18 protein-coding genes are annotated in these 14,401 nt (G+C 60.1%); 11 read left to right on the top strand and 7 right to left on the bottom strand.

All coding sequences use genetic code 11. From position 1 onward, the window contains the following. Positions 1-393 precede the first annotated feature (393 nt). Complete coding sequence (locus AC13CE_RS01205) at positions 394-936, top strand: recombinase family protein (protein WP_482971200.1); 543 nt, start codon at positions 394-396, stop codon at positions 934-936. Between the two features lie 129 nt (positions 937-1,065). Beyond that, positions 1,066-1,317: a hypothetical protein gene (locus AC13CE_RS01200; RefSeq protein WP_482971199.1), complete on the top strand. Its 252-nt coding sequence runs from the start codon at positions 1,066-1,068 to the stop codon at positions 1,315-1,317. A gap of 117 nt (positions 1,318-1,434) precedes the next feature. On the opposite strand, the gene AC13CE_RS01195 is transcribed toward AC13CE_RS01200, so the two are convergent. Further along, positions 1,435-1,671 carry a hypothetical protein gene (locus AC13CE_RS01195; RefSeq protein WP_482971198.1) on the bottom strand — a complete coding sequence of 79 codons (237 nt, stop codon included), beginning with the start codon at positions 1,669-1,671 and terminating at the stop codon, positions 1,435-1,437. 121 nt (positions 1,672-1,792) lie between these two features. On the opposite strand from AC13CE_RS01195, the gene AC13CE_RS01190 reads away from it, so the two are divergent. After that, positions 1,793-2,041, top strand: coding sequence for a hypothetical protein (locus AC13CE_RS01190; RefSeq protein ID WP_482971197.1), 249 nt, complete (start codon positions 1,793-1,795; stop codon positions 2,039-2,041). Here the strand turns inward: AC13CE_RS01190 and panC are convergent. Continuing rightward, a complete protein-coding gene (panC, locus tag AC13CE_RS01185) occupies positions 2,001-2,885 on the bottom strand; it encodes a pantoate--beta-alanine ligase (protein WP_482971196.1) in 885 nt (294 codons plus the stop codon). The two genes, AC13CE_RS01190 and panC, sit on opposite strands and share 41 nt — an antisense overlap. An 89-nt stretch (positions 2,886-2,974) precedes the next feature. Between panC and AC13CE_RS01180 the strand changes: the two genes are divergently transcribed. The 4 genes from AC13CE_RS01180 to AC13CE_RS01165 are packed head-to-tail and all read left to right on the top strand — an operon-like array spanning position 2,975 to position 8,012. Further along, positions 2,975-3,793, top strand: a complete 819-nt coding sequence (locus AC13CE_RS01180; protein WP_221538253.1) for a division plane positioning ATPase MipZ — start codon at positions 2,975-2,977, stop codon at positions 3,791-3,793. Next, positions 3,790-4,098: a J domain-containing protein gene (locus AC13CE_RS01175; protein WP_473821713.1), complete on the top strand. Its 309-nt coding sequence runs from the start codon at positions 3,790-3,792 to the stop codon at positions 4,096-4,098. Before AC13CE_RS01180 ends, AC13CE_RS01175 begins: the two co-directional genes overlap by 4 nt. After that, entirely contained in the window at positions 4,088-5,491 is a 1,404-nt protein-coding gene (pgmG, locus tag AC13CE_RS01170; RefSeq protein WP_482971195.1) for a phosphoglucomutase/phosphomannomutase PgmG, read from the top strand. The genes AC13CE_RS01175 and pgmG overlap by 11 nt, the downstream gene beginning before the upstream one ends. Before the next feature lie 46 nt (positions 5,492-5,537). Beyond that, entirely contained in the window at positions 5,538-8,012 is a 2,475-nt protein-coding gene (locus AC13CE_RS01165; protein ID WP_482971194.1) for a ligase-associated DNA damage response DEXH box helicase, read from the top strand. A 155-nt stretch (positions 8,013-8,167) separates the two neighbouring features. On the opposite strand, the gene AC13CE_RS01160 is transcribed toward AC13CE_RS01165, so the two are convergent. From AC13CE_RS01160 to AC13CE_RS01145, 4 genes are all read right to left on the bottom strand, one after another. Next, complete coding sequence (locus AC13CE_RS01160) at positions 8,168-8,611, bottom strand: ExbD/TolR family protein (RefSeq protein WP_221538257.1); 444 nt, start codon at positions 8,609-8,611, stop codon at positions 8,168-8,170. A 50-nt stretch (positions 8,612-8,661) separates the two neighbouring features. After that, a complete protein-coding gene (locus AC13CE_RS01155) occupies positions 8,662-9,189 on the bottom strand; it encodes an ExbD/TolR family protein (protein ID WP_221538258.1) in 528 nt (175 codons plus the stop codon). 82 nt (positions 9,190-9,271) lie between these two features. After that, a complete protein-coding gene (locus AC13CE_RS01150) occupies positions 9,272-10,084 on the bottom strand; it encodes a MotA/TolQ/ExbB proton channel family protein (protein WP_482971193.1) in 813 nt (270 codons plus the stop codon). Positions 10,085-10,131: 47 nt separating this feature from the next. Further along, entirely contained in the window at positions 10,132-10,809 is a 678-nt protein-coding gene (locus tag AC13CE_RS01145; protein ID WP_482971192.1) for an energy transducer TonB, read from the bottom strand. A gap of 360 nt (positions 10,810-11,169) precedes the next feature. Here AC13CE_RS01145 and AC13CE_RS01140 point away from each other — a divergent pair, with 360 nt between their 5' ends. From AC13CE_RS01140 to AC13CE_RS01130, 3 genes are all read left to right on the top strand, one after another. Further along, on the top strand, positions 11,170-11,997 hold the full coding sequence (locus AC13CE_RS01140) for a hypothetical protein (RefSeq protein ID WP_482971191.1): 828 nt from the start codon (positions 11,170-11,172) through the stop codon (positions 11,995-11,997). An 85-nt stretch (positions 11,998-12,082) separates the two neighbouring features. Then, on the top strand, positions 12,083-12,499 hold the full coding sequence (locus tag AC13CE_RS01135; protein WP_221538262.1) for an acyl-CoA thioesterase: 417 nt from the start codon (positions 12,083-12,085) through the stop codon (positions 12,497-12,499). Continuing rightward, entirely contained in the window at positions 12,492-13,799 is a 1,308-nt protein-coding gene (locus AC13CE_RS01130) for a homoserine dehydrogenase (protein ID WP_473822211.1), read from the top strand. Before AC13CE_RS01135 ends, AC13CE_RS01130 begins: the two co-directional genes overlap by 8 nt. Here the strand turns inward: AC13CE_RS01130 and AC13CE_RS01125 are convergent. Continuing rightward, entirely contained in the window at positions 13,753-13,992 is a 240-nt protein-coding gene (locus AC13CE_RS01125) for a hypothetical protein (protein WP_482971190.1), read from the bottom strand. The two genes, AC13CE_RS01130 and AC13CE_RS01125, sit on opposite strands and share 47 nt — an antisense overlap. 54 nt (positions 13,993-14,046) lie before the next feature. On the opposite strand from AC13CE_RS01125, the gene AC13CE_RS01120 reads away from it, so the two are divergent. Continuing rightward, positions 14,047-14,388, top strand: a complete 342-nt coding sequence (locus tag AC13CE_RS01120) for a hypothetical protein (RefSeq protein WP_482971189.1) — start codon at positions 14,047-14,049, stop codon at positions 14,386-14,388. Positions 14,389-14,401: the final 13 nt, after the last annotated feature.

The raw sequence follows: 14,401 nt of genomic DNA, 5'->3' as shown, positions 1-14,401 counted from the left end.
CGTGTGGATCGTGCAGCGAATCGTCGCTCGGTATTGCTTCGCAAGTCCATGCGATGACGGGTGTGGAGGCGTGGAGACTGTGGAGGTGTGGAAGCCTATTTCGAGGAAGGGATTTTCGCTCACGCGATCGATGGGTGATTTCTTTCTTGTCTGATTATGCCCTCCACAAGTTCCACGCTTCCACAACCAGCATGGAATGGCTGAATCCCGTCGCTTCCTACTCCTCATGGTGTGGAGGCAGGGCGGAGGCCGTGGAGGCATCGGCGTCCACATGGGTAAACGCTCGCTGGTCGCATCATGGCCCTGCCGATCTGCGTCGCAATTGAATTAGTTCGACAATTTTCAGACATGTGAGAGTGTGGGTCTAAACCCTTGTGGGACAGGAGACCCCTATTGCTCGTCGGATATGCGCGTTGTTCCTCGGCCAGTCAGTCACTCGACATCCAGCTTGATCATCTGGGCAAGGCCGGGTGCGAGAAGGTGTTCGCGGACAAGGTCTCGGGACGCTCGACCAAGGACCGGATCGAACTGGCGCAAGCCATGGACTTCGTGCGCGAGGGCGACACCTTGGTAGTGACGAGGCTGGATCGACTGGCAAGGTCGGTGGGCGATCTTCACCAGATCATCGAGAAGCTGACCGACAAGGGCGTCGAGTTCCGGTGCCTGCAACAGTCCGATGTCGTTACCGGCACCAGCACGGGTAAGCTCATGCTCGCGATCCTCGGAGCGGTTGCCCAGTTCGAGAACGACATCCGGCGTGAACGACAGGCCGAAGGTATCGCCAAGGCCAAAGCCGAGGGACGCTACCGGGGACGCAAGGCCACCATCGATCCCGCACGCGTGAAGGAGCTTCACAGCACCGGGCTCGGTCCAGCAGCTATCGCACGCGAAATGGGGATCGCTCGGGCAAGCGTCTATCGAGCGTTGGGCTCCTGACCCTCGATCGGAAGTCGAGACAGATCACACAGTTCGTCTTCTTATCGTGGTATGCACTTAAATAATGCAGGATAAAAAGTGCCTCTTTAATATCGGTCCTTGAGGCAATCACGCCCAAGAGTAACCGAAATGATCACTAACAAAGAACTATCCCACCGCCTTTTCAAAGCTAACTTCGCCCCGGACTTGGGGACATTCGACGACTTTATGTTTTCTGCTTTCAGAGCTTTGGTTGCTGGTGTTTTCGGCAAATCAGATCGTAATTTGACAGCCGGTGATTTTGAGATGTTTCTTGATCTCACAGGAGACCACGACAGGACAAGAACCGTGAACAACATCATCATGGTCACGGACGCGCTTAACGCTCGCCTTCCGCTTTGAAGGTTATTGCGAACCTAGCCGACTGACCTGCGGACACATTGCTTGACGCCTCGCCAATCCATGCGAGGCTGACCAGATGACCAACGAAGACGCACCCGACATCGCCAAGGTTGACCGTCAACCTACTTCCGACCCTGACGGTTCGGGTGCTCTTCTGGGATGCTCGGGATGATGATGCTTATGGAACCGGAAATGGCGAATGGGGATCGCCCCCACCATGCAGCCACCAATCAGGTTGGTTAAGTCCGTGCCGTCGATCACCGCATCCCGGCAATGATCGGTTAGGTCCGACTTCTTCGTAATGTTGAAGATCGTCAGCAGCGAGTTCAACGCTTCTTCTTCGGTCGAGGACATTGCCAAAAGTTAGAGAGACGCACCGTTCTCGCCAACCCGAGGGACGAGACGATCCCCCAGCGTCTATCGATCATCTTCTGAACTTCGTTGACGCCCTGTGCGCCTGTGCGACACTCATCCCATGACCAAGAAGCACGCTCCCGAGATCGTCGATACTGACACTAAACCATCATCAGCAACGGTGGAGGATGGTCAGAAAGCCATGGAAATTACCGTGAAGGATGATAGGCGAACCCTTGGCTCTCCTGTCGGGTGCGCCAATCCTCCGGAAATTACTGAAACTGGGGCTACAGAATCTGACGCCTATCTGGCGGCAAAGCAGTCTCCCCTTACCCGCTCCATTCACCCTTTCTATCGATACCCGAACTAACCGGCATATTGTCGATCAGCCTTGTTCCTCCGATCCGTGCCGCGACAAACAGTCTGGCATTGCCGTTATCTGTCTCAAGTTTTGCCAGGGTGTCGGCATCGCGCAGTTCGGCGTAGTCGATACTGTCGAAGCCGCTGGTTAGCAACACTTCCTGTAAATTGCCGAGCGATTGGTCAGCTTCACCTCCGCCGGCAAGCACCGAAATGGCATCGCGCATGGCGCGGGGAAGGCTTGCCGCCAGCTCGCGCGCTTCGGGTGAAAGGTAGGTGTTGCGGCTGCTCATCGCGAGGCCATCCGCCTCGCGCACAATACTTACGCCGTGAATGTTGTCGGCATGCGGTCGTGTAAGGTCGAGGTCGCGCGCCATGCGGCGGATAACCGCTAGCTGCTGCCAGTCCTTCTCGCCGAAGAAGGCCATATCGGGCATGACCTGATTGAACAGTTTACAGACGACTGTCGCCACACCGTCGAAATGGCCGGGACGATCGGCTCCGCACAGTCCTTCGCTCACACCGGATACCGATATGTTGGTGGCGTAGTCCTCAGGATAGACCTGATCCGGTGCAGGCGCCCATAGCAGGGCTACGCCTTCTGCTTCGAGCAACTCGGAATCACGTTGCAGTTGGCGCGGATAGGCATCGAGATCCTCACCTGCACCAAACTGACGCGGGTTGACGAAAATGGAGACGACAACGTGATCCGCTTGTTGCCGCGCGCGGCGAACCAGCGTGAGATGTCCCTCGTGAAGTGCGCCCATTGTGGGTACGAGGGCGATACTGCCGCCGTCCTGGCGTAGGACAGACAGCGAATTCCTCAACAATTCGAGCATGCGAGCGGTTTGCAACCCCGAGTCCCCTCAGATATGGTTTCCTATCCGCTGCCCTAGCGAATTGAGGGCAGCCAGCACAACGACAAGAAGAGCCGGATACAGCCTTGCCCCACGCCGCCCCGCACTGGATCACCTTCGCCAACGAGAAAGGCGGAACGGGTAAGTCGACCACGGCCGTGCACGTGGCGATTGCACTTGCCTATCGCGGTGCGAAAGTCGTCGGGTTCGATCTGGACCATAGGCAGCGGACGTTTGCCCGTTATATCGAAAATCGCGCGGAAACGACGCAGCGGCGCAAAATCGAACTTCCCACTATCGAGTGTCACACGATACCGCCGATCCCGGACGAAGAATTCGGCGAGATAGTGATGGAGCATGGGAGGCGTGCCGACTTCATCCTGATCGATACACCGGGGCGAGACGATCCACTGGCTCGTTACGCTGCGACTCAAGCCGATACGCTGGTGACGCCGATGAATGACAGTTTTGTCGATTTCGACCTGATCGGCCAAGTCGAAGGCGAGAGCTTCAAGGTGCGCAAGCTGTCCTTCTATGCCGAGCTGCTCTGGGAGGCTCGCATCAAGCGTAGCCGCAAGGGGATCGATGAGGGCCGCCCCGAAATGGACTGGGTCGTAGTCCGCAACCGGACCGGCCACACCGAGGCGCGCAATCGCAGCCGTATAGAGCAGGCGCTTTCCGAAATGTCGAAACGTGTCGGTTTTCGCGTAGCCCATGGTCTGTCCGAGCGCGTCATTTACCGCGAACTCTTTCCTTCGGGACTGACTCTGCTTGACAAGGGCCATCTCGGTGACCTGGGGACCAGCCACCTCGTCGCACGGCAGGAATTGCGACAGCTCATGGCCGCACTACGCCTGCCCGAGAAGAAGCGCGTGGAACAGCCACTCGAAACGATCGACGCATGATCAAGGCCTTGATGCTTGTTATCGTCCTGTCGGTCCTGTTCCGATGGGCGCTCGGCAAGTGGCCCTGGGATTACCTACGGTCCGCACCAACCCGCATCCAAGCGATCAGGCGTGCGCGCAAGCTGCTCAACGTATCGGAGCGTGCCGATCATAAGGAAATCCGCGAGGCACATCGCCGCATGGCCGGGCTCGCACACCCCGACCGCGGGGGCAACAAGGCGCAAATGCAGGAACTCAATGCCGCGCGCGACCTTCTCTTGGATGAGTTACCTTACGACGTCCCGGAGTTACCCAATGAACCATGAATTCGATCCCACTGTCCTGCGCGAATACGACATCAGGGGGATCATCGGAGAAACATTGGGCGCCGACGATGCCCGGGCGATCGGCCGAACCTTCGGTTCCATGCTGCGCGAAGCCGGCGGCAGTCGCGTGGCGGTGGGCTATGATGGGCGGCGTTCGTCACCCATGCTTGAACACGCTCTGGTCGAGGGCCTGACGGCCAGCGGCTGCGACGTGGTGCGTGTGGGCCTCGGGGCGACGCCCATGCTGTACTATGCAGAAGCTAGCGACGGCGAGGTGGATGGTGGTATCCAGATAACCGGCAGCCATAATCCGCCCAATTACAATGGCTTCAAGATGGTCTTCCAGGGCCGTCCTTTCTTCGGGGCCGACATCCAGGAACTCGGGCGCCGCTCGGCTGCGGGCGAATGGGCCGATGGGGCGGGTAAAACCGAGGAACGTGACCTTCTCGATGAATATGTCGCCCGCATGCTCACTGCATTGGAAGGGGTAGATCCTGGCCGGCTCGAGGGCATGCGGATCGGTTGGGATGCGGGCAATGGTGCTGCCGGACCCGCGCTCGAACAGCTTGTTGCCCAGCTCCCGGGAGAACACCATGTTCTCTTTACAGAGGTCGATGGCAGTTTTCCCAACCATCATCCCGACCCTACAGTTGAAGAAAATCTCGCGGACCTGAAGACACTGGTGTCAGGGAAGTCGCTCGATTTCGGGGTGGCCTTCGATGGCGATGGTGACCGCATAGGGGCGATCGACGGCGAGGGTCGGGTAATCTGGGGCGATCAGCTTCTGATGATCTATGCCGAAGACCTGCTGGCGAGTCGCAAGGACGCGACGATCATCGCCGATGTGAAGGCCAGCAGCGCCTTATATGATCATATCGCGGCCTGCGGCGGGGAGCCGCTGATGTGGAAGACCGGCCATTCTCTGATCAAGTCCAAGATGAAGGAAACCGGCTCGCCGCTTGCGGGCGAAATGAGCGGACACATCTTCTTCGCCGATGACTATTACGGCTTCGACGATGCACTTTATGCCGGTGTGCGACTCATGGCCGCCTCGGCACGCCTCGGCAAATCTGTCACCCAACTGCGCAGCGACATGCCGCAGATGATCAACACGCCCGAGATGCGTTTCCAGGTCGATGAAAGTCGTAAGTTCGGGGCGATCGAGGAGGTGAAAGAACGCCTCTCCGGCACGAATGCGGATGTCAACGGCACCGACGGGGTGCGCGTGAATACTTCTGATGGCTGGTGGCTGCTGCGCGCCTCGAACACGCAGGATGTACTGGTCGCACGGGCGGAGAGCGATACGGAGGAGGGGCTCGAACGACTCATGGCCCAGATAGACGAACAACTATCGCTAAGCGGCCTGCAGCGTGGAGCAAGCGTGGGGCATTGAGCTTGCGCTTGGCGGAACTGTAATCGGACCACAGCGCTCTTACAGCGTGAACTCGCACCCGATCCCGCCCGAAATCGCTGATTGGTTCATTGCTCGCGGTTGGCGCGTGCGGCGGCATCAAGCCGACATGCTTGCGGCGAGCGATGCGGGACGCCACGCGCTTCTCGTTGCCGATACGGGGGCGGGCAAGACGCTCGCCGGTTTTCTTCCGACCCTCGCGGCCTTCGCGCCCTCGCGCACCGAGGGGACGCTGCCGGAAGGCTTGCACACGCTTTATGTCTCGCCTTTGAAGGCGCTGGCGCATGACGTGCAGCGCAATCTTCTCACCCCGATCGCAGAGATTGATCTGCCTATCACCGTCGAGACACGCAGCGGCGACACGCCGTCCGATCGCAAGAAGCGTCAACGCATGCGGCCGCCAAATATCCTTCTGACGACACCCGAGAGCCTCTCCCTTCTCCTTTCCTATCCGGACAGCTTCGAGATGTTTTCCGGACTGAAGCGCGTGGTGATTGATGAAGTCCATGCTTTTGCCACCGGAAAGCGTGGTGATTTGCTGGCGCTTGCACTCTCCCGCTTGCAGGCGATTGCGCCCGATGTGCAACGCGCGGCGCTTTCGGCGACGGTAGCCCGGCCTGAAACATTTCGCGAATGGCTGGCGCCATGGGGTGAGATCGATAGCGTCGAACTGGTCGAAGGCGAACATGGCGCTCCTGCCGAAGTGGAGATTCTCCTGCCGGCGGAAGAGCGGGTCCCCTGGGGCGGCCATGCCGCGACCTGGGCCATTCCGCAGCTCTACGAGGAAATCAGGCGCAACAATACGACTCTGGTGTTTACCAATACGCGCTTCCTTGCCGAATACATCTTCCAGAACCTATGGGATGTGAATGACGACGAGCTCCCGATAGGGATTCATCATGGCTCGCTGTCGAAAGAGGCGCGGCGCAAGGTGGAGGGCGCAATGGCACGCGGCGAACTGCGCGCACTTGTCGCGACCGCCAGCCTTGATCTCGGTGTGGACTGGGGAGATATCGACCTGGTAGTCCAGATGGGTGCGCCCAAGGGCTCGTCGCGCCTGCTCCAGCGGATCGGGCGCGCCAACCATCGACTCGATCAACCCAGTCGCGCAGTACTCGTCCCAGGCAACCGGTTCGAATTCCTTGAAGCAACTGCGGCGAAGGAAGCCGTGGACGAGGGAGTGCGCGACGGTGAGAGCTTTCGTCCCGGAGGACTCGATGTGCTTGCCCAGCATGTCATGGCCTGCGCATGCGCCGCTCCGTTCCAGGAGGGCGAACTTCTGCGCGAGATACGTTCGAGCCTTGCTTACGCCTGGGTTGACGAGGAGGTGTGGCAACGCATCCTGACATTCGTTGCGACCGGTGGTTATGCCCTGCAGGCTTACGACAAGTTCAAGCGGATCGTGCGCGATACGGAAGGGGTATGGCGACTGACCCATCCGGACCAGGCTGCGCGCCACAGGATGAACGCCGGCATCATCATCGATAGCGAGATGCTGGAAGTGCGGATCAATTCCGGGCGTGGGCGAGGAGGGCGCAGCCTGGGCAAGATCGAGGAGCGATTTGCCGCTTCGCTATCGTCGGGTGATACCTTCGCATTTGCAGGGATGAGCCTGGAGGTCGTCAAACTGCAGGACATGGAGGTGCTGGTAAAAGCCGCCACCTCAAATGCGATGATACCGAGCTATGGCGGGGCACGAATGCCGTTGACTACGCATCTTGCCGAGCGCGTTCGCACCCTGCTTGCAGACCGGGCAGGTTGGGCGCGCTTTCCCGATGACGTGCGCGAGTGGCTGGAGGTGCAGGACTGGCGAAGCCGGATGCCTGGGCCGGGGCAATTGCTGGTCGAAAGCTTCCCGCATGCCAAACGGCATTACAGCGTCTATTATACGTTTGAAGGCTGGAACGCGAACCAGAGCCTCGGCATGCTGATTACGCGCCGGATGGAGGATCGCGGGTTAATGCCGAGCGGTTTCGTGGCGAACGATTATTCGCTGGCCGTCTGGGGCTTGAAGCCAGTCGAAGACCCGGCTCCGCTTCTATCGCCTGAGATCCTCCGGGACGAGTTCATCGAATGGGTGCAGAATTCGCACCTTTTGCGCCGAGCATTCCGGGAAGTCGCAGTGATCGGGGGACTGGTCGAGCGCCAGCATCCTGGCAAGCGGAAGACCGGCAAGCAGGTCACGTTCTCGACCGATTTGATTTATGACGTCCTGCGCAAGTACGAACCGGATCACGTTCTGCTTGAGGCGGCTTGGGCCGATGCTCGCACACGCATGACAGACGTGGGAAGGTTGGGTGACCTACTCGACCGATCAGCCGAGCAGCTGGTTCACGTAGAACTGGATCGCGTCAGCCCGCTCGCCGTGCCGGTAATGGTGATGATCGGTCGGGAGGCGACGCCCCAAGGGTCAGTAGATGACGAGCTTCTGCTCGAAGCCGAGAGCCTTGCCGGGGCGGCGATGCGCGTGGATGATGCACGCGTGCCCTATCGTCCTGCCTGAAGCCGTTGCTGGCTGGAGTGGCACACTCCCCGGGCAGCGAGTGGAGAATCAAGTTTGTTCGGGGCCAACGGCATGTCCCGGCCCCATCCAGACCCGGACAAACAAAAGGGGCGGATTGCTCCGCCCCTTCAATAGTTCGAGCATTCGCGTCGAACTCACTGCATTCCGGCCTTGCCGAAAGTGCGATAGCGTTCGTTGCCGACGAAGCCGAATTTGGTCACGCCGCTGGCCTTGATGATCTGCAGCACGCGGGCCGACAGATCGTAGCTGGCGAGAGCTTCCGGTTCGAACTGGAGCTCGGGCTCAGGATTGATCGTGGTGGACTGCTGCAGCAGATTCACGAGGTCGCCCTGTGTGATTTCCTGACCGTTCCAAAGCATCCGGTCGTCCTGGGTGAGCACGAGCTTGTTCTTGTCGGGCTCGACGTCGACCGGCGGCGGGTCAGGGTTGGGCTGCGGCAGGTCGATATCTACCGAGTGCGTCGCGACCGGAATGGTGATGATGAACATGATGAGAAGAACGAGCAGGACGTCGATCAACGGCGTCATGTTCATTTCCATCATCGGGCTGCCATCGTCCTTGCCGCCTGACATTGCCATGGTGGGTTACTCCTGAATTCTGGAACCGGTACCGTTGCGTATGAACGCAATCAGTTCGGGTCGACCGGGTTCGAAATGAAGCCGACGGTCGGATAACCGGCAGCCTGGACGTTGTATACTGCACCTGCGACGCACGACCACGGGGCATTCACGTCAGCGCGGATGTGAACCTGCGGAATCGCTTCGGGATCGTTCATGATCGCTTCGGGTCCGCCGGCGCGCTGCACGATAGCATCGAGGCGCTCGAAGGCCTGATCATACAGCTCTTCAGAGGTGACCGGGGTGATGTTGTTGAAATAGACGCGGCATTCGCCGGTCCGTGAGGCGCCCGTATAGCCGGTGTCGCCAGCGCTGCGACCCGCTTCGTCACTGGTGCTCACCGTGAGCAGCAGATTTTCGACCTTGTCCTTCGATTCGACCGATTCGAGGACAGGGATTTCGAGCTGATCGATTGTCTGAATCGCGACCGGGACCGCGATGAGAAAGATGATCAGAAGCACCAGCATCACGTCGACGAGCGGCGTGGTGTTGATGTCCGACATCGGCGAATCTTCGCCGCCGCCCATCTGGATCGCCATAGCTTACATCCTATCCGTACTAATAGTCACACAATTGCGAGCGAATGGTGCGGGACCGGAGATCGCCCCCGCACCGTTCGACTTAGCGCTTGGTCGTCGTAGTGGTCGATGCACCCGTCGCCGGCGTGGTTGCCGCGGTGGTGGTCCGACCGGCAGCGGCCTTGCCTGCGGTCTGCGTCGAGGTCGCCGTCATCGTAGCCGGCTTGATGGTGCCGCCCGAGTTGATGTTGGCGAGCAGATCAGTGGAGAAGCCGCTCATCATGTCGAAGATCTTGCGGTTACGGCTCTGCAGCCAGTTGTAGGCGAACACGGCCGGAACCGCGACCAGCAGACCGATGGCGGTCATGATCAGTGCTTCACCGACCGGGCCGGCGACCTTGTCGATCGAGGCCGAACCGGCGACGCCGATGTTGATCAGTGCGCGGTAGATACCGATAACCGTACCGAGCAGGCCTACGAAGGGAGCAGTCGCACCCACGGTCGCCAGGAAGGGCAGGCCACCGTTGAGCTTCGCCTGGATGGCGTGCTCCGAGCGTGCGAGCGAACCGTGCATCCAGTCATGTGCTTCGAGGCTATCGTTGAGCTTGGCGTGCTTGTCTTCGGCGGCGATCGCATCGTCGGCCAGCTGGCGCCATGCGCTGTTCTTTTCCAGCTTGGTGGCGCCCTCCCGAATGGTGTTCGCCCGCCAGAAGTTGCTGCGGACATCCTTATACTGGTTCATCACCTTCTGCTGTTCGAACAGCTTGGTGAAAAGGATGTAAAACGAGCCGACGGACATGATGATCATGACGCCTAGGATCGACCAGGCGACAGGGCCGCCTTCTTCCATGGCCTGCCAGAAACCGAAAGAGCTCTCGGGTGCTTCGACACCTGCAGCGAGAAGTTGGATAATCATAACGGAAAGTCCTCTTGAAAAATGCGTCTTCTGTCCTGCCGTGGTCCCTAGTCGGGCAGAACGTAACGGATCGATTGGGTGGTAGTATCTGAAATCGGGTTGCCGGCAGCATTCAAAGCCGGATTGTACCGTGCGTATCGCTGCATTCCGCGGCACGCCGCGTCATCGAGCGCGCTGGACCCGGAACTACCGGTTACGCTGCACGCCTCGACGCGCCCGTTTGCCCCGATCGTGATCCGCATGGTGACCGTGCCCTGTTCCTCGCGGCGCAGTGCGCTGGAAGGATAGTCGCCCTGAATGCGCGCAGCCCAACGATTCAGATTGTCCGGCGAAGCGCCACGTGCCTGCGAAGGCGGTGCGGGCGGAGCAGGAGGCGCCGGGGGTGCCGGCGGAGGTATCCTCAGCGCTGGCGGAGCAGGCGGAGGAATCGTAGGCGTGGTCCGCACGGGCGGCGGCGTTCGCGCGATATTAATCGGCGGCGGCGGCGCAACCGGAGGCGGCACTGTCTGCGGAACATCTTCGGGCGGAGGCGGCGGCGGTTCATCCTCCGGTTCCGGCGGCGGCGGCTCTTCCACATCGATCGTCGTTACGCGCTCGACCACGTTCTTGACCGCATCTACGGCAAGACCGGTGATCAGCAGGTAACCGAGGGCAATGTGGATGAGGGCAACGATGATGATCGCGATTACGCGATTCCCACTCATCTGTTGGTCAGCATAAGCCATTCGGTTGCATCACTCCATCGTATCCGCCCGATTCGCACCGGGCCATTCGAGGCGCCGTGAAGGAGGACAAGCAGAACTGTCCACGGCACCGCATTCCAATCTACACCTCGGCGACCCATGCAGGAACGTCGGTGCTTGTCCAGGCCTGTTCCCGATATAGTCGCCAAAGGCAACTTTCAGGCAATATTGTATCACTGACCCAGATTTTGTGCACCCCTTAGCGGGCGAGACCTTGGGGAGCAAACGCTTTATCGGTTAACCGTCAATTCACGGCTGGGCTCTCAGGGAACTCCCGATACCGCCAAGTGGTTTCCCGACTGCATACAGCAGATGTTATCGTGAGAGGTTTGCATTTCATTCATGCGCAGAGTTCCGATCTTCGCCGCCGCAGTCGCCCTTCTTTCGGCAGTTCCCCTCATGGCCCAGGACGTGGGATCGGAGGAAAACGCTCTCACTTATGCCGATATCGTAGGGCTGGCAGAAAGCGCGCCGCTGGTTGTGCGGGCCGAGATCCGCGACCAGGCGACGCTTGAACCCGAACGTTCTCCCGGACTCGCTCCGGGCTATGTCCGTCTATATGTCGAAGCGCGTACCCAGGCGCTTCTCGCCGGGGACGTACCCTTGGGAGAAGACCTGCGCTATCTCGTCGATGTTCCTGTGGACGCAAAAGGCAATGCACCCAAACTGAAGAAAATGGATGTGCTCCTCTTCGCGCGCACCGTGCCGGGGCGCCCGGGCGAGATACAGCTGGTGGGAGAAGGTGCCCAGCAGACCTACACGCCTGAGCTGGAAGCGCGTCTGCGTCCCATTTTGACCTCCCTGGTCGCGCCGGATGCCCCACCCCGCATCCTCCGGGTTGCCGATGCGCTGGGTGTGGAAGGTACGCTGGCGGGAGAATCGGAGACGCAGCTTTTTCTCGATACCGAGAACGATGGCCCCGTTTCGATCACCGTGGTCCGCCGGCCGAACCAGCCGCCTCGCTGGGGTGTCTCCTGGACCGAAATCGTGGACCAGTCGGCGCGCCCGCCCCAGCCGGACACGCTTGAATGGTACAGGCTGGCCTGCTCCCTTCCTGCAGAACTTCCCGGTGAAGCGAACTTGTCGCGCGATTCCCGTTCGCGCGGCCTTGCTGCGCGAGATTACTCTTATGTTATCGAACAACTTGGCAGTTGCGACCGGAGTCTTTGAGGCAGGCATTGCTGCACACGCAGCTTAGTGCGTGAAAAGACAAACTGGTTCACGCGGGCAGTCTCAATGCGCTAGGCGACCCGGCATGAAACCTTTTCGCCATACCTTTCGCGTCCGATACGCAGAAGTCGATCCGCAGAGCGTGGTCTTCAACTCCCGCTATCTCGAATATGCCGATGTTCTGGTGAGCGAGTTTTTCCGTGACGCACGCGAGCGCGGACTACCCGTAGATGCCGAATTCCATGTTCGGCGCGCGGAAGTCGATTATCTCGCGCCGATCCGGCTCGAGGAACTGATCGAAGGTCGGCTGACCGTCGAGGCTATCGGCAACTCGAGTATGCGGACGCTTGTTACCCTGCACGGTGCGGAGGACGGCTCATTGCGTGCCGAAATTCGGCTTCTGACGGTCCATGTCGACCTACCCGAAGGCCGACCCTCGCCTGTTCCTGACGGAATGCGGCAGGCGTGCGGCTTTCCGGCAAGGGAGACGGTCAATGGCTGAACCGCTTCGGATAGCCATCGCGGGGCTCGGCACGGTGGGCATAGGCGTCATCCGCCTGATCGAGACCAATCGTGAAATGATCGCGGCGCGCGCCGGACGACCGATTGAAGTCGTAGCCATATCGGCAAGGGAACGAGGCAAGGATCGCGGGATAGATTTGTCGTCCTATGCCTGGGTGGACGACATGCAGGCAATGGCGATGCGCTCCGACGTCGACGTCGTGCTCGAACTTGTTGGCGGGTCGGACGGTCCGGCGCTCACACTCGCACGTGCCGCGCTCGATGCCGGCAAAGGTCTCGTCACCGCGAACAAGGCGATGGTCGCGCATCACGGACTGGAACTCGCCGAACTGGCCGCGATAAAGAATTCCCCTTTCGCTTTCGAAGCTGCGGTCGCGGGCGGCATTCCGGTGGTGAAGAGCTTGCGTGAAGGTACGGCAGCCAATGCTTTGACGAGAATTTACGGCATCCTCAACGGCACCTGCAATTACGTCCTGTCCGAGATGGAGCGAACGGGAGCCGATTTCGACGAGATGCTACAAGCAGCGCAGGACCAGGGCTTTGCCGAGGCCGATCCTGCCTTCGACATAGGAGGAATCGATGCCGCTCATAAGCTGGCCATCCTTGCGGCGATCGGATTCGGCACGCGGATCGATTTCGATGCGGTGCGGACCGAGGGTATTACCCAAGTGCGCGCCAGCGATATCGCGCAGGCCGATGCGCTGGGTTATGTCGTCCGGCTGGTGGGCATCGCCTCTTTGTTCGGTGAGGGGGAGGATCGGCGCCTCCTGCAACGTGTACGGCCCTGTCTCGTCCCGTTCCGCCATCCGCTGGCGGCCGTAACCGGCCCGACCAATGCCGTGGTGGCGGAGGGCGATTTTTCGGGCCGTCTGCTGTTCCAGGGTGCCGGGGCAGGGGACAAGCCGACGGCAAGCGCGGTCGTCGCGGATCTGATCGATATTGCACGCGGGCAAAACGGCGCTCCGTTTTCCGTGCCGAGCGATGCGCTTGTCCAATGCGCACCGGCCGATCCGGGGGATCGTGTGGGCCGCGACTATCTGCGTTTTACCGTGGCCGATCGCACGGGCGTACTAGCGGAATTGACGGCTGCCATGCGTGATGCGGACGTTTCGATCGAGAGTCTGATCCAGCACGGACGCGATAAGGACGGGGGCGAGGTGCAGGTGGCGATGGTCACGCACGACGGTCCGGAAAATTGCGTCAGTAAGGCTCTCGAACTACTCGAAGGATCGCCTAATCTGACGGCTCCGCCTCTGGTGATGCCAATCCTGAAGGATTGACGCTGCCGTCCTGCGCTGCTTCCAAAGGCGGAGGCAGGCCCAGTTCTTCCGCATTGCTTTGCTGCTGCGGCTCTCCGGCAATCTGTACGATGCCTGCAGTTTCGACCTGATTGCCTCGCGGTGCGAGTCCGCGCGCGACCCTGTCCGCATCGGAGCCGGGCGGTGTTTCAGGCAATTCGTCGAAGTCGACCATGTAGACAGGGTCCTTCGGGCAAGGCGGAATAAAGCATAGCCAGGACACGGTTGGTTGGCCCCGAAAAATGCCTCCTCCAGCTACATCGACCGGTTGCGGGCCTTGTGTTCGCTGGGCATGCCTGCGCTCCGCTCCCTCCTTGTCGTAAAGGCGGTTTTCGTCCTCGGAGCGCCGCCGACATACGATAATCTCGCCAGTGATAGTCGCGGCGTCCTGATCTTCTTCGCAATCCTCGTAGACTTCATTGCTTTCGGTCTGTGGCTCGATCAGAATATCGATCCTTTCGGGCGTGGTTCCACTCTGCGGCCCGAGCGATTCTTGCGCGCCGCCGGATATGGCCTGCGAGCAAACGACGAGGCCAGCCAGAAGTCTCAGCCTGCGTCTCGACAATCGTAAGCTCCCTGTCTAA

Source organism: Qipengyuania sp. B-5, from assembly GCF_056857815.1.
This window is presented reverse-complemented; position numbering and strand designations above follow the sequence as displayed.

Excerpts from the sequence above, each read along its gene's own strand:
- AC13CE_RS01200 (WP_482971199.1), top strand. The coding sequence starts at position 1,066 with ATGATCACTAACAAAGAACTATCCCACCGCCTTTTCAAAGCTAACTTC.
- AC13CE_RS01195 (WP_482971198.1), bottom strand. The coding sequence starts at position 1,671 with ATGTCCTCGACCGAAGAAGAAGCGTTGAACTCGCTGCTGACGATCTTC.
- AC13CE_RS01190 (WP_482971197.1), top strand. The coding sequence starts at position 1,793 with ATGACCAAGAAGCACGCTCCCGAGATCGTCGATACTGACACTAAACCA.
- AC13CE_RS01175 (WP_473821713.1), top strand. The coding sequence starts at position 3,790 with ATGATCAAGGCCTTGATGCTTGTTATCGTCCTGTCGGTCCTGTTCCGA.
- pgmG (WP_482971195.1), top strand. The coding sequence starts at position 4,088 with ATGAACCATGAATTCGATCCCACTGTCCTGCGCGAATACGACATCAGG.
- AC13CE_RS01160 (WP_221538257.1), bottom strand. The coding sequence starts at position 8,611 with ATGGCAATGTCAGGCGGCAAGGACGATGGCAGCCCGATGATGGAAATG.
- AC13CE_RS01155 (WP_221538258.1), bottom strand. The coding sequence starts at position 9,189 with ATGGCGATCCAGATGGGCGGCGGCGAAGATTCGCCGATGTCGGACATC.
- AC13CE_RS01150 (WP_482971193.1), bottom strand. The coding sequence starts at position 10,084 with ATGATTATCCAACTTCTCGCTGCAGGTGTCGAAGCACCCGAGAGCTCT.
- AC13CE_RS01145 (WP_482971192.1), bottom strand. The coding sequence starts at position 10,809 with ATGGCTTATGCTGACCAACAGATGAGTGGGAATCGCGTAATCGCGATC.
- AC13CE_RS01140 (WP_482971191.1), top strand. The coding sequence starts at position 11,170 with ATGCGCAGAGTTCCGATCTTCGCCGCCGCAGTCGCCCTTCTTTCGGCA.
- AC13CE_RS01135 (WP_221538262.1), top strand. The coding sequence starts at position 12,083 with ATGAAACCTTTTCGCCATACCTTTCGCGTCCGATACGCAGAAGTCGAT.
- AC13CE_RS01130 (WP_473822211.1), top strand. The coding sequence starts at position 12,492 with ATGGCTGAACCGCTTCGGATAGCCATCGCGGGGCTCGGCACGGTGGGC.
- AC13CE_RS01125 (WP_482971190.1), bottom strand. The coding sequence starts at position 13,992 with ATGGTCGACTTCGACGAATTGCCTGAAACACCGCCCGGCTCCGATGCG.